13 protein-coding genes are annotated in these 13003 nt (G+C 69.4%); 10 read left to right on the top strand and 3 right to left on the bottom strand.

From position 1 onward, the window contains the following. The first annotated feature begins 19 nt into the window (after positions 1–19). A complete protein-coding gene (locus C7C57_RS14480) occupies positions 20–925 on the top strand; it encodes a carbohydrate kinase (RefSeq protein WP_187976951.1) in 906 nt (301 codons plus the stop codon). 45 nt (positions 926–970) lie between these two features. Here the strand turns inward: C7C57_RS14480 and C7C57_RS14475 are convergent, their stop codons facing one another. Further along, positions 971–1324: a helix-turn-helix domain-containing protein gene (locus tag C7C57_RS14475; protein WP_223144765.1), complete on the bottom strand. Its 354-nt coding sequence runs from the start codon at positions 1322–1324 to the stop codon at positions 971–973. A gap of 78 nt (positions 1325–1402) precedes the next feature. Between C7C57_RS14475 and C7C57_RS14470 the strand changes: the two genes are divergently transcribed. The 5 genes from C7C57_RS14470 (at position 1403) to C7C57_RS14450 (ending at position 5044) form a co-directional block, all read left to right on the top strand. Continuing rightward, a complete protein-coding gene (locus C7C57_RS14470; protein ID WP_187976950.1) occupies positions 1403–2191 on the top strand; it encodes an NAD(P)H-dependent oxidoreductase in 789 nt (262 codons plus the stop codon). Positions 2192–2419: 228 nt separating this feature from the next. Further along, a complete protein-coding gene (locus C7C57_RS14465) occupies positions 2420–3274 on the top strand; it encodes an SMP-30/gluconolactonase/LRE family protein (protein ID WP_187976949.1) in 855 nt (284 codons plus the stop codon). A gap of 3 nt (positions 3275–3277) precedes the next feature. After that, positions 3278–3943 carry an HAD-IA family hydrolase gene (locus tag C7C57_RS14460; protein WP_187976948.1) on the top strand — a complete coding sequence of 222 codons (666 nt, stop codon included), beginning with the start codon at positions 3278–3280 and terminating at the stop codon, positions 3941–3943. A gap of 42 nt (positions 3944–3985) precedes the next feature. After that, on the top strand, positions 3986–4684 hold the full coding sequence (locus C7C57_RS14455; protein ID WP_187976947.1) for a TetR/AcrR family transcriptional regulator: 699 nt from the start codon (positions 3986–3988) through the stop codon (positions 4682–4684). Positions 4685–4804: 120 nt separating this feature from the next. Continuing rightward, a complete protein-coding gene (locus C7C57_RS14450) occupies positions 4805–5044 on the top strand; it encodes a thioesterase family protein (RefSeq protein WP_255505709.1) in 240 nt (79 codons plus the stop codon). A 98-nt stretch (positions 5045–5142) separates the two neighbouring features. Here C7C57_RS14450 and C7C57_RS14445 read toward each other — a convergent pair whose 3' ends face one another. Then, positions 5143–5655, bottom strand: coding sequence for a hypothetical protein (locus tag C7C57_RS14445; protein WP_187976946.1), 513 nt, complete (start codon positions 5653–5655; stop codon positions 5143–5145). Between the two features lie 85 nt (positions 5656–5740). Here C7C57_RS14445 and C7C57_RS14440 point away from each other — a divergent pair, with 85 nt between their 5' ends. Beyond that, complete coding sequence (locus C7C57_RS14440; protein WP_187976945.1) at positions 5741–6118, top strand: hypothetical protein; 378 nt, start codon at positions 5741–5743, stop codon at positions 6116–6118. Positions 6119–6176: 58 nt separating this feature from the next. Here the strand turns inward: C7C57_RS14440 and C7C57_RS14435 are convergent, their stop codons facing one another. Further along, positions 6177–7031, bottom strand: coding sequence for a 3-hydroxyacyl-CoA dehydrogenase (locus C7C57_RS14435; protein WP_187976944.1), 855 nt, complete (start codon positions 7029–7031; stop codon positions 6177–6179). A gap of 262 nt (positions 7032–7293) precedes the next feature. Here C7C57_RS14435 and C7C57_RS14430 point away from each other — a divergent pair, with 262 nt between their 5' ends. The 3 genes from C7C57_RS14430 (at position 7294) to C7C57_RS14420 (ending at position 13001) form a co-directional block, all read left to right on the top strand. Beyond that, positions 7294–9819, top strand: coding sequence for a LuxR C-terminal-related transcriptional regulator (locus tag C7C57_RS14430; RefSeq protein WP_187976943.1), 2526 nt, complete (start codon positions 7294–7296; stop codon positions 9817–9819). 236 nt (positions 9820–10055) lie between these two features. Next, positions 10056–11585 (top strand): deoxyguanosinetriphosphate triphosphohydrolase family protein, encoded by a 1530-nt coding sequence (locus tag C7C57_RS14425; RefSeq protein WP_187976942.1) that lies wholly within the window; start codon positions 10056–10058, stop codon positions 11583–11585. Positions 11586–11804: 219 nt separating this feature from the next. Further along, positions 11805–13001: an HNH endonuclease family protein gene (locus tag C7C57_RS14420; protein ID WP_187976941.1), complete on the top strand. Its 1197-nt coding sequence runs from the start codon at positions 11805–11807 to the stop codon at positions 12999–13001. Positions 13002–13003 lie beyond the last annotated feature (2 nt).

Here is a 13003-nt window from a genome sequence, read left to right as displayed (position 1 = left end):
TTGTCAAAGGAGAAACCGCATGAGTAACGCCCGCGCATTTGTGATCGGCGAGGCCCTGACCGACATCGTTTCGGGACCGAACGGCACCGCCGAACACCCCGGCGGGAGCCCGCTGAACGTGGCGATCGGCCTGTCCCGGCTCGACGTGCCCACGACCCTGCACACCCGCTTTGGCAAGGATGAGCGCGGTGCCGCGATCACCGCTCACCTCGCCGAGAGCGATGTCGAGCTGAGCGCCGAGTCCGTGACCGACGCTCCCACCGCGACCGCCCAGGCCAACCTGGACGAGACCGGAGCGGCGACCTACACGTTTGAGATCACCGGCGAGCTGGCCTCGATCGAAGTACCGGCGGACGTGACCCTGGTGCACACCGGCTCGATCGCCGCATTCCTTGCTCCCGGCGCGGACGTGGTCGAGTCGATGCTTGCCGCCGCCCGCTCCCACGCGCTGATCAGCTTTGATCCCAACGTGCGCCCGATGATCGTGCCCGACCGCGAAGACGTCCGGGCGCGTACCGAGCGGATCGCCGCGCTGGCGGACGTCATCAAGCTCAGCGATGAGGACGCCGTCTGGCTCTACCCCGAGCTGACCCAGGAGCAGGTGCTCGCACACCTCGCCTCCTTCGGCGCGGGCCTGACCGCGATGACCCGCGGCGGCGAGGGCTGCCTGCTGTTCACCGGCGGGGTGCACACCGAGGCGAAGGCGCCGCGGGTCAGCGTGGCCGACACCATCGGCGCCGGCGACTCGTTTATGGCCGCGATGCTCGCGGCGATCCTGCGCCTGGATGCCGGAGCATCGGTGCGCGCCGGCTCGCTTGATTCCGAGACCTTGGATCTGATCGCCCAGGATGCCCTGACCGCCGCGGCGATCACCGTCTCCCGCGCCGGGGCCAACCCGCCGCGCACGGCGGAGCTGCGCGGCTAGAACGCGTGTGAACAAACGGCCGGTGCATGCACCGGCCGTTTGTGGTTAGGCGGGAACCGCGGCCCCCACACCCTGCTCCTTCGCCCAGTGCTGACCCCAGGCATCCATCATCGCGACCATGTCGCGCAGCGATTCGCCCAGCGGGGTCAGCGAGTACTCGACCTTCGGCGGCACCTGCGGGTACACCTCGCGGTGGATGATCCCGTCCGCCTCAAGCTCGCGCAGCTGGCGGGTGAGGACCCGATCGGTGACGTAGCCGACCTCGCGGCGCAGCTCCCCGAAGCGCAGCGTGCCCTCGAGCAACTTTTGAATGATGGTGAGCTTCCAGCAGCCGCCGAGCAGGCTCACGGTGACCTCGACCGAGCAGATTTCCATGGCCTCGGCGGTGCTTGTACGCATTGACACTATCCCAACTGTTAGTAGCTGACAGAAAAGTGCATACTTCCCAAAATTGAATGCACCTGTTGGAATCGTCTCATGACAAAAACTCAGCCACAAGCCCTCTGGATTTACGCCCACCCCGAGGTGAAGTCCTTCAACCGCGACCTCTTTGACGCCGGCCGGGCCGAGCTGGAGAAAACCCACACCGTGGAAACCAGCGATCTCTATGCGATGGGTTTTGACCCGCTGCTCACCAGCGCCGACTTCGGCAGCCACGCCCACGACGATGACCCCTTCATGACCCGCTGGGTGTCGGCCCGTGCCGACGGCGAGGTTCCCGCCGACGTCCTCGCCGAGCAGAACAAGCTCCTGGCCGCCGACCTGATCGTGATTCAGTTCCCGCTGTGGTGGTACGCGGTTCCGGCGATGCTCAAGGGATGGATGGACCGGGTGTTTGCCTCGGGCTTCGCGTTCGACATCGAGGATCCCGAAACCGGTGGCAGCCTGCGCTACGGCGACGGCCTGATGCGAGGCAAGCGCGCGCTGATCGTGGTCACCGCGGGGGAGCACGCGACGGCCCTGGGCCCGCGCGGCATCTCCGGGGACATCGACACGCTGCTGTTCGGGCTGACCCACGGCACCCTGTTCTACACCGGAATGTCGACCCTGCCGATCCACCTGATCGACCAGGCCGATGACATCACCGCCGAGAGCTCGGCGCGGGAGATCACCCGCCTGACCGAGCGCCTGGTCGGGGTGCACGAGGAGGTACCGGTGCCCTACCGCACCCGCAAGAGCGGCCAGTACCGGCCCGCGCGTGTGCTGCGCGACGAGTTCGTCCCGGGCCGCGTGGATCTGGGAATCCACCGCACCGAGGGCGAGTAACGAGGACGCCCGGGCACGCCGCGCACCCCTGGGGTCCTCGTCGCTGCCCGGGCGGAATCCCGTGCCCGGCCACGCCGTTACCCCCTGGGGTCCTCGTCGCTGCCCGGACGGTTTTCCCGTGTCCGACCACGCCGCCTCCCCCTGGAGCGTGGTCGGGCCTCCCGGCTAGACTCGGTTCCAGGCGTGTGCGACCTCCGGCCGCGCCCCGACAGCAGGGATGGTTCTTCGATGACGCAGGCCGAGCAGGTTACCGATCCGATCGCCTATCACGGGGAGGGTGCCGTGTGGTCGCCCACCTGGGGTGGACTGCGCTGGGTGGACATGCTCGCCGGAGACATCCTGAGCCTCGATGCGCGCACCGGCCGGGTGGACCGCCTGGACACCGGATCCTCGGTGGCCGCGATGATCCGTCCCCGCGAAAACGGCGGCTTCCTGGTGGTGACCGAGCGCGAGTTTGCGCTCTGGAATGAGAGCGGCCGGGAGTGGGTCTCGGATCCGGTGTGGCAGGGTGCCACGCACCGCTTTAACGAGGGCAGCACAACCCCCGAGGGTAACCTCTTTGTGGGCACGATGGGCTACGACCAGGTTCCCGGAACCGCCGAGGTATTCGGTTTCGGCGCGAACCGCGAAATCACCCCGCTCTTTGACGGCGTAACCATTTCCAACGGCATGGGATTCACCGCTGATGGTTCCCTGATGTACTACGTGGACACCCCCACCCGCCGCATCGACGTGTTCGACTATGCGGACGGCGTCCCCACCAATCGACGCCCCTTCGTGACCCTGCCCGAGGGCATCGGCGGTCCGGATGGGCTGTGCGTGGATGCCGAGGACGGCGTCTGGCTCGCCCTCTACGGCGGCTCGGGCGTGCGTCGGTATGACCGCCACGGAGTACTGACCGACACGATCGATCTGCCCGTCAGCAAGGTCACCTCCTGCACCCTGGGCGGCGAGGACCTGCGCACCCTCTACATCACCACCTCGCGGGAGTTCCTGGAACCGCATGAGGAGCCGCTGGCCGGATCGGTGTTTGCGGCAACCGTCGCGATCCCGGGCCGTCCCGTCACCCCGTTTGCGGGTTAGGGCATGGGCGCGCTGAACGACACCCCGCTGCTCGGGGTTCTCTTCGATATGGATGGCACCCTGGTGGATTCCACCGAGTTCATCGAGTTTGCCTGGTCCAGCTGGGCCCGGGACCTCGGCGTGGAGACGCCTCCGCTCGAGCGCCGTCACGGACGACCGGCCCGCGACATCATCGCCGAGTTTGCCCCGCCCGAGCGCTTTGACTACGCCTTCGACCGGCTGGAATGGTGGGAAACCCGTCCGGATGCGCCGATTACCCCGCGGCCCGGGGTGCACGACTTCATCGCGCAGCTGGGCGATATCCCCTGGACCGTGGTGACCTCGGCCACCTATCCGGTGGCCCTCGCCCGGCTGAACGCCGCGGGCATCCCGGTGCCGGACACGATGGTGACCGCCCGCGACGTGACGCGGGGCAAGCCCGATCCCGAACCCTTTGCGACCGGGGCCGCCCGGCTGGGCCTGGACCCGGCCACCTGCTTTGCGGTGGAGGATGCCGAGGCCGGAGTGCACGCGGCCGTGGGCGCGGGCTGCGTGACCCTGGCCACCTCCTCGATCGCCTCCGAACGCACCCTGCTGACCCCGCTCGCCCACGCGGTGCTGCCGGATCTGCGCGGGGTGCGGGTGGACGGGGATCGCACCGGGTTCCACATTCTGCTGCCCGAGAGCTAACCGCGTATTTCATTGATCCGTGAATCGTGTTAGCGTTGATTCATGGATCATCGTGAACGCATCATCGAGGTGACCGCGCGCCTGCTCGCCGACTCACCCACCGGCGAGGTCTCCACGCGCGCCGTGGCCGAGGCCGCGGGCGTACAACAGCCGACCCTGTATCGCCTGTTTGGAGACAAGGACGGCCTGATTCGCGCCACCATCGACGCCGCGTTCGAGTCCTACCTCGGTGGGAAGCGGGCGGCGGTACCGGGGGATGACCCGGTGGCCGATGTGCGCGAGGGCTGGGATCGCCACACCGCGTTTGCCCTGGCCCATCCGGCCCTCTACCGACTGACCTTCCAGGGTGGGGCCGATGCCCCGGGCGGTGCGCTCGCCGAGGCCTATGATCTGCTCGGTGCCCTCGTGGTGCGCGCCGGTGCCGCCGGCCGCCTGCGGATCGACGCCGACCGGGCGACCCGCACGATCATGGCCGCCAACACCGGCATCGCCCTGGCCCTGGTCACCCGTCCCGAACTGCACCCGGATCCCTCGATCTCCCACACCGTTCGGGATGTAACCCTCGCCGGGATCTTCACCGACGCCGCGGCGCCGGGCACCTCGGCGGTGGCCGGGGCCGCCACCACCCTCGCCAGCGCCCTGGAACACGGGACCGACGAGCGGGTAGACGCCGCCGCCTTCACCGCCGCCGAAACGGCCCTGCTGCGCGAATGGCTGGGTCGGCTGGGAGGTGCCGCATGATTGGCGGCGCGGTGATTGAGTTCCTGCGCGAATGGCTTGCCCGACTGGGAGGTGCCGCATGATCGTCGGCACGGTGGTCGAGTTCCTGCGCGAGTGGCCGGGGCAGCTCGGAGGTGTCTCGTGATTGGCGGCGAGGCGGTCGAGTTCCTGCGCACGGTGAAGGAGGGCGACCGGATCGTGGTGCGTTATCGCCTGCCCGACGGCAGCGCTACCGACGCCCTGGGCTGGTTCCTGCGCTCGGATGAGAGTGCGGTGGCGATTGCCACCAGGCGCGGCATGGAGGTCGTCGATCTGTCGACCGTCATCGCCGCCAAGCAGGTCCCGCCGCCCCCGGAACTTCGGAGTCGTCGCACCACTTAGTGCCCCGCGCACACCATGCTCGGGGAACCCCGGAGTCGTCGGACCGCCTAGTGCCCCGCGCACATCACACGCGGGGATCCCCGCGGCCGTCGCGCCGCCTAGTCCCCGCGTGCGTTGGTGAGGAGTTCGATTCGCTCGCCGAGGTAGGAGCCGAGGCCGATCGCCGCCGCATCGTTGCCGGGAACCCAGCGCACCAGGGGCTCGCCGTCGCGCACAAACAGTGCCCCGGGGGAGACCGCTAAGGCTTCGGGATCCTGATCAATCGGCGTCCATCCCAGGTTGATCACGGTGCCCGGCGCAATCTTTGCCCGCTGCGCGGCGCTGCGATACTCCCGGCGCTGCTCGGCGAGCACCGACTGGTGCCCCGGCCAGCCGGGTTCGCTCGCCCGCACCACCTCGCCGGTCTCATACAGGTCGCCCTCGGGCCCGAGCAGCAGGCTACCCAGCCGCCACACCTCACCCCGGGGGATCATCGCCGCCCGACGCGGAATCATCAGCCGGGTGTGGGCGGGCACAAACTCGGCGCGCAGTTCGGCGGGGATTCCCGCCGCCCGCAGGGTGGCGAGGGCCCGGGTGATGATCTCGGGCAGCGGGGGAACACGATCACTCATGGGGATCCTTCGAGACTCGCGGATGTGCTGCCCCTATCGTCCCACGTCGTTCGAACCCGAGGGGCGAACCCGCTACGCTCGGAGCATGTCCGACATCACCTATGCCTCGATTGATCCGCGTGACCCGCTCGCCCTGTCGATTCTGACCTCGTATCTGCGCGAGGAGGCCGAGCTTCGGGACGGCGTGACCCCCGCTCCCGAGCGCCTGCGCGAGGCACTCGGATCCGCCGAGATCGCCGCACTGCAGGGTACGGGCGGCGACCTGATCATCGCCCGGCGCGGGGATTCGGTGCTCGGCTGTGGCGGCGTGCGCTGGATCGATGGGGACACCGCCGAACCCACGCTGATCTATGCGCTTCCGGCCTTCCGCGACGCGGACATCGAGGCCGGAATCGCGGCCGAACTGGCACGCCGTACCCGCCTGACCGGCCGCCGGGTCACCCAGCCGGGCGACCCCCGCTAGGACACACCGCCGGCCGCGACCCACAATCTGGGTCGCGGCCGGCGGTGTGTGTGACGACCTAGTCCTCGGCCGGGTAGGTGTAGAAGCCCTCGCCCGTGCCGCGTCCCAGCTTGCCCTTGTCGATGAAGTTCTCCTTGAGGTACGCGGCGAATTCGGCCCGCGGCGCACCCGCGGCCAGCGCGATGTTGTAGGCGGTGTTCAGCCCCACCACGTCGAGGATCTGGAACGGACCCATTGGTGAGCCGGTGCCCACCCGCCAGGTCTGGTCCACGCTCTCCGGGGTGGCGTATCCGCCGGTCACCAGGTCCGCGGCCGCATCCAGCAGCGGTACCAGCAGCGAGTTGAGCAGGTAGCCGGCCTTCTCCTTGAAAATCTCGATCGGGACCATGCCGATCTCCTGGGCAAATTTCACCACCCGGGCAAACACCTCCGGGTCGGTTTCCGGGCTGCCCATGATCTCGGCCGTGTTGTGGATCCAGACGCGGTTGGCGAAGTGCAGCGCGAGGAAGCGATCGGGGCGTCCGGTGGACGGGGCGATATCGCTGGGCAGCAGCGTCGAGGAGTTGGTGGCGAAGATCGTGTGCTCGGGGGCCGCCGCCGCGAGACGGGTGTAGGTGTCGGTCTTGACGGTGATGTTCTCGGGTACCGCCTCGATCACCAGGTCCGCATTCGCCACGGCCTCGGCCAGATCGGTGGAATAGGAAATGTTTGCCAGGCCCCGTGCGGCGCTCTCCTCGGTGGCCCCGGGGAGTTCCCGGGCATAGACCTTGGCGAGTTCGGCGAAGCGGGTTCGGGCCGCCTCGATTGCCGCATCGTTGATGTCATAGGCCACCACGGGGAACCCGTGAATCGCGGTCTGGAAGACAATCTGAGAGCCGAGAACACCGGTCCCAAGAACGGTGATGTTACGCATGCTGACCTCTTCTGAAGATACCTTGATGGGCCCGGGATTGTGGGCCCGTACCTCCATCATGCACCTGTTATGAAAACTCGGCTAGGGGGTGCCCGATTCGAGTGCCCCGTTTGCGGGTGTATGTTCGCCGAGCGCAGAAATGTATAGTGACGGCGGGGGCGAACCGGCCAGATCCAGACCGGCGTAGAGCGGGAAAGATCACAAGGAGCCGAAACTGATTCGCCTGTCAGCGCGCCTACCACGGCTCGCACTCACCCGAGCAATGCTGATTCCGCGCCTGGATATTTCCGGGTTGGTGCTGATCGAGGCCCCACCGGGTGCCGGCAAAACCACGCTGGTTTCGCAGTGGTCGGCGGCCCGTCCCGAGCGCTCGGGCGTCTGGGTCGGGGCGAGTCGCACCGAGTCCCGCGCGCGCTTCTGGGGTGTCCTGCACCTGCTGCTGACCGCCCGGGAACCCGTCGATCCGGTCGGCGCGTTTTCCCGCGAGGGGCTGATTCGCTGGCTCGGGCCGCTGGGGGAGCAGACCATCGTCATCCGGGATGCCCACCGCATCACCGATCCGGAAATCCTCGAGGACATCGTGCGGGTGGTCCGCGCCTGCGCCAATATTCGCTTTATCGTGTTTGGCCGCGACCTGGGGGCGCTGCTGGCCCGGGCCGACGGTGCCGGGATCGAGCGTGAGCTGCTCACCCGCGATGACCTCCTGCTGGGGGCGGACGAGACCGCCGGCTACTTCCGCCTGCTGGGATATCCCGATCCCGATCGCGCCGCCTCCGCTGCCGACACCCGCCTGGATGGAACCTTCGGCACCCTGCACGCGGTGGCGCACGGCACCCCCGCCCATCCGCTGACAACCCCGTCCGGCGGGCTGCTGAACGGCGGGGATACCGTCTTCGACTGGTATCTGGACCGGGTGCGCGCCGACCTCATCACGGACACCAGCTTCGCCCGCTTCCTGGCCCTCGGCCTGCCCGACGAGATCCCCGCCGACCTGATTTCGGCGGTCACCGAGGGGGATGCCGCGGCCACCGCGCAGATCTCGGGCCTGCTGAACGTGGGAGTGTTCGGGCCCGATGCCCGCGACGCCGATGCCGCCGGCCGCTATCCGCTGGTCCTGGGGCCCCGCCTGCGCGCGCGGATGGTCACCGAGCTGCGCGAGGCCCATCCGACCCAGCATGCGGCGGCCGCTCGCCGCATCATCCGCTGGAAGATGCGCAACGGATACCCGGCCGAGGCCCTGGCCCGGGCGGTCGCGATCGGCGACCTGGACCTGGCCACCGAGGTGGTGTGGCGCAACTTTGGGCCGCTGATGAGCCGGCACGGTTCGGTGGTGGCCCGCAGCCTGCGCCGCATCCCGCTCGGTGAGATCCGCCGCTTCCCGATGCTCTGCATGACCCTCGCCCTGGTCTACAACTCCAGCGGCCTGACCCGCCTGCGCGGAACCGAGTACTTCGGGCTGGCCCTCGCCGCCGTGCGGGACCGGCTGGTCACCGCGCCGGTTCACGAGCGGGCACTGCTGCTCTCGATGCAGTCGGTGGCCAACCGGGTGATCGGCCGGTTTGGTCCCGCGGTCGCGGCCGCCAAGCTCGCCGAGGACGCGATCACCGCGTTGCCCCTGGACGCCCGGGAAACCCTGGGCCCGGTGTTGCCCGTGCTGGGTGCCCACCTGGCGATCACCCTGCACTATGCCGGAAGCAGCGTGCACGCCCTGGACATTCTGGGGGCGGCGCTGGCCGCCACCGACTCCGCGATCCCCGAGGATCGGGTGCATGTGCTCGCGCTGATCGCCGGAATCTCGGCGGCGCGCGGCGACTTTAGTAAGACCCGCGAGGCGCTCGACCGGCTCGATCAGATCGGTCCGCTGGTGGCCCAAAACCGGCTCTACCTCACCACCCTGGAGGCCACCGCCCGTGCCACGCTGGCGCTCGAGGCGGGGGAGGCGGATCGGGCCGTCGCCTTCCTGGAGACGTACCGGGAGGAGCTGGAAACCAGCGAGCACTGGCCCGCGGCGCTCAGCATCCTGACCCTCGCCGATCTGATGCGGGGCATGCGCGTGGGGGCCATCACCCGGCTCGACTCGCGGCTCAACGACGAACGACGCCCGCCGATCCATCCGCTGGTGCGCAGCCGGTTAACCATCCTGCGCGCGGATCTGGAACTCTTTGGCGGCGACCTGGCCCGCGCCGACCGGCTGGCCGCGCAGCTGATCTCCTCGGATCCCGAAACCGTGCTGTATCGCGCCCGACGCGAGCTGGCCGCCGGGCAGGTGCGCGACTGCGCGGTGCGGGTGAGCGAGCTGACCCTCGATGCCCTCACCCCGCGCTGGCAGGTGCTCTCCAAGCTGCTCCTGGCGGCGGCCACCGTGGACGATGATGATCCGCGGCTCAGCCTGGACGCGCTGGAGGGTGCCCTGGCGATTCTGGCGGAAACCGGGGTCACGCTGGCGCTGCTGGCCGTGCCCCATGAGCGCCTGGTTCGGCTCGAGGCCCGCGCCCGCGTCGAGGGAAGACTGGCCCTGGCCGAGGCACTGAACGCGCGGCTGAGCGTGCTGCCCAACGTGTGGGAGTCGGCCCCCGAACACGTTCACCTCACCACCCGGGAGCGCCTGGTGCTGCGCCACCTGGCCCACGGGTTGACGGCACCCGAGATCGCGCGGGCCCTCACCGTGTCGCCCAATACCGTGAAAACCCAGTCCCGATCCGTGTATCGCAAGCTGGGGGTGAGCACCCGGGGCGACGCGATCATGCGCGCGGCCCGGCTGGGTTTGATCGGGGATCCCACCCCGTAACGGATGCCGGGTGAACCCGAGGGTGAAAACCGGACCTCCGGGGTTCGGCCACCAACATTCGAGGGTTACGCTGATCCACGAATCCTCCTCCCCCCTAAGGACGGACCGTCCCCGCCTCGATGCCCACAACTGCTTGAGGCGGGGATTTTTCACTCGCGACCGCCGGGCCCTCGGGCGTGTACCCGGGCGCGCTGGCTAGGATGGCCAGACAGCGCACACAGCCGAGGAGACCCGCGATGAGTGATACCGAGCCCGCACCCGTTCCCGTTTCGCGTGATGCCCGACATGCCCGCGCGACCCCGGAACCCGCGGAGCCGGGCGCCCGTGCCTCCCATGATTTTCGGGTGGATCTGGAGCGGATTCGATTCTCGCCGTATTTCTCCCGGCTCTCCGCGGTCACCCAGGTGATGCCCCAGGCCACCAGCGGCCCGGTCATCCACAACCGGCTAACCCACTCGATTAAGGTCACCGCGGTGGCCCGCGAGATCGCCGTGGGGCTGCTCTATGCCGACGCCCCGACCCGGGCGATCATCGACCGCCTCGGCGGCTGCGATCCGGTGGTGGTGCAGGCGGCCGCGAGCGCCCACGACCTGGGACACCCGCCCTTTGGCCACCTCGGCGAGCAGGTGCTGGATCGGGTGGCCCGCGATCATCTGGGGCTCACCGAGGGCTTCGAGGGCAACGCGCAGACCCTGCGCATCCTGGCCGAGCTCGACACCCACGGTGCCGCCCAGCCCGGGCTCAACCTCACCACCGCGGTGCGCGCGGCGGTGCTGAAGTACCCCTGGACCCGGCTCGAGTGGCGCGATGCGTATACCGATCTGCCGCCGCATGAGCGTCCGCGTGGCGTGGGCCAGCCGAGCGTCACCGGGGCGCATAAGTTCTCGGTGTACTCGCTGCATGCTCGCGAGGTGGAGGCCGTGCGCGCCGCCTATCCGGCGATCGCGCCGTGGCAGCAGACGGTGGAGTGTTCGATCATGGACATCGCCGACGACATCGCCTACTCGCTGCACGACCTCGATGACTTTTACCGGGCCGGGGTGCTGCAGCACGCGACCGTCTCGGCCGAGCTGCGCACCTGGCTGCGGGACCGGGCGGAGATGGCGGCCCTGGATGCCGCCGAACTGGCGGCGCGTCCGCGCGTGCCCGGCTACCGGCTGGAGGCCCTGCGTCGACACCTGCTCAGCCGCGACGGCTGGATCGCCGACGATGAGGCCTTCGGCAACGCGGTGGATCGGGTGGCCGAGGAGCTCGTGGACGGCCTGCTGGCGGTCCCCTTCGACGGCGGGATCGGGAGTGAACGCGAGCTTTCGGCGTTCATCCGCCGTTGGCTCGATCGCTTCCAGGGATCGATCGTGGTCGAGGAGCACCCGCACGTGCGCAGCAGCCACGTCCGCCTGGCCACGCAGGCCTGGCACGACGTGATGGTGCTGAAGTTTGTGCACACCCGCTTTGTCCTGGAAAACCCCGATCTCGCCACCACCCAGCGCGGGCAGGCACGGCTGGTGGAGGCGCTGGTGCGCGGGCTGGATGAATGGCTGCGTGATCCCGACGATGCCGCCCGTGCCCCGCGTCGCCTGCTGGAGCAGGTGGAGGAGGCGACCGAGAGCTATCATGAGCTGCGTCGCGACGATCCGTGGCGGCTGCAGGGGGTCAGCGACGACGCCAGCCTGGCCCGCCGCGGCCGGGGGCGCGCGGTGATCGACTATGTCGCCTCGCTCACCGATGCGCAGGCGCAGTCGGTGACGGCGCAGCTCGGCCGCTAGCTGTCCCCCATTTGGTCGACCGCTTGTCCCCAGTTTCGCTCGGGCGCGGCGTGTTGGCGGAACCGATTGGTGCGCATCCGCATCCGGCAATACTCTCGGAGCTGAATTTTCGCGCGCCCGAATCGCGCGAAGATGGGCGTGAACCCCGGCGAAATACCCTTCGCTCGGGCACTCACGCGTCATAAACGCGGCGAACGCGCGTGAGAGGACCTCCCCCCGATGACCCCGGAACCCAAACCAAACGTCGGCCCCAGCACCTGGATTATCGGTGCCCTGGTGGCCATTTCCGCCTTCTCGATGCTGGGCAGCGGTGGCTTTGGCCGGATGCTCGCCACGCTGGGTCTGGCCGGGTTGGCCACCGGCATCTTCGTGGCCGCCACCGGACGCACCAGCTGGGCGCGCCTGCCCCGCTCGCGCGCGGTGGGCGGCATGGTGGTGGCGCTGAGCCTGGTGGCCATGATGGTTGGTTCGGCGATTTCCCCGCCCCGGGCAACCCAGGCCGATGAGCGCCCGGCGGCCTTCGCGCCGAGTGCCTCGGCGCGGGCGAGTACCGCTCCCTCGCCGACCCCCTCGGCGACCGGGCCGGCCTTCCCCGGAACGTTTAAGGAGTCGGAGACCGCCGGCGACGTGCTGGAGGCGCTGGACGTGCAGCCGGTATCCACCCAGGTCCCGTATGAGGGAGGTGGGCAGTTCGGAGTTGAGGACTCGGAGTCGACGCGCGTCTCGGGCGACGTGACCGATCCCTATACCGGCCGGGTAATCAAGGCCCGCAAGGGAGTGGTTCCCGCCGCCGCGATCCGCCAGGACCACGTGGTGTCACTCAAGAACGCCTGGGAGACCGGCGCGCAGAAGCTGAGCCCCGAGCGGCGCAGGATGCTGGCCACCGACCCGCTCAACGTGGTCACCGTCTCCGCCGCGACCCAGAAGCAAAAGCTGGATGCCGATGCAACCGGATGGCTGCCCACCGACGGCGCCTACCGTTGCGCGTATGTTGCCCGTCAGCTGTCGGTCAAGGCGGTCTACGGGCTGTGGGTGACCCCCGAGGAGCACGCGCGCATGGCCGAGGTCCTGGCCGGCTGCCCGACGCAGGTGACCGTGCACTCGCCGGTGACCCGGGCCGAACCGCGTCCCACGCCGACCCCGGAGCCCGAGCCCGCTCCGGCACCCGCCCCGGTTCCGGCACCGCCCGCACCCGCACCCGCGCCTGCGCCGGCACCGGCCAAGCCGGCTCCCGCGAAGCCCGCGGCACCGCCCGCACCTGCCCCGGCCCCGGCACCCGCCCCGCCGGCCGGCGGGGGAACCGTACACCCGGGATCGTTCTGCTCCTCGGGCGGCGCGACCGGGCACACCGCCAAGGGAACCCCGATGGTCTGCGGCACCGCCAAGGACGGCCGTCTGCGCTGGATCTCGCAGTAGAA

The sequence above is a fragment of the Mycetocola sp. JXN-3 genome (assembly GCF_014522285.1).
GTDB lineage: Bacteria > Actinomycetota > Actinomycetes > Actinomycetales > Microbacteriaceae > Mycetocola > Mycetocola saprophilus.
Note: the sequence above shows the minus strand (reverse complement) of the source record. Positions and strands in the feature narration are given on the sequence as shown.

Excerpts from the sequence above, each read along its gene's own strand:
- C7C57_RS14425 (WP_187976942.1), top strand. The coding sequence starts at position 10,056 with ATGAGTGATACCGAGCCCGCACCCGTTCCCGTTTCGCGTGATGCCCGA.
- C7C57_RS14475 (WP_223144765.1), bottom strand. The coding sequence starts at position 1,324 with ATGCGTACAAGCACCGCCGAGGCCATGGAAATCTGCTCGGTCGAGGTC.
- C7C57_RS14430 (WP_187976943.1), top strand. The coding sequence starts at position 7,294 with ATGCTGATTCCGCGCCTGGATATTTCCGGGTTGGTGCTGATCGAGGCC.
- C7C57_RS14440 (WP_187976945.1), top strand. The coding sequence starts at position 5,741 with ATGTCCGACATCACCTATGCCTCGATTGATCCGCGTGACCCGCTCGCC.
- C7C57_RS14480 (WP_187976951.1), top strand. The coding sequence starts at position 20 with ATGAGTAACGCCCGCGCATTTGTGATCGGCGAGGCCCTGACCGACATC.
- C7C57_RS14435 (WP_187976944.1), bottom strand. The coding sequence starts at position 7,031 with ATGCGTAACATCACCGTTCTTGGGACCGGTGTTCTCGGCTCTCAGATT.
- C7C57_RS14460 (WP_187976948.1), top strand. The coding sequence starts at position 3,278 with ATGGGCGCGCTGAACGACACCCCGCTGCTCGGGGTTCTCTTCGATATG.
- C7C57_RS14470 (WP_187976950.1), top strand. The coding sequence starts at position 1,403 with ATGACAAAAACTCAGCCACAAGCCCTCTGGATTTACGCCCACCCCGAG.
- C7C57_RS14455 (WP_187976947.1), top strand. The coding sequence starts at position 3,986 with ATGGATCATCGTGAACGCATCATCGAGGTGACCGCGCGCCTGCTCGCC.
- C7C57_RS14465 (WP_187976949.1), top strand. The coding sequence starts at position 2,420 with ATGACGCAGGCCGAGCAGGTTACCGATCCGATCGCCTATCACGGGGAG.
- C7C57_RS14420 (WP_187976941.1), top strand. The coding sequence starts at position 11,805 with ATGACCCCGGAACCCAAACCAAACGTCGGCCCCAGCACCTGGATTATC.
- C7C57_RS14445 (WP_187976946.1), bottom strand. The coding sequence starts at position 5,655 with ATGAGTGATCGTGTTCCCCCGCTGCCCGAGATCATCACCCGGGCCCTC.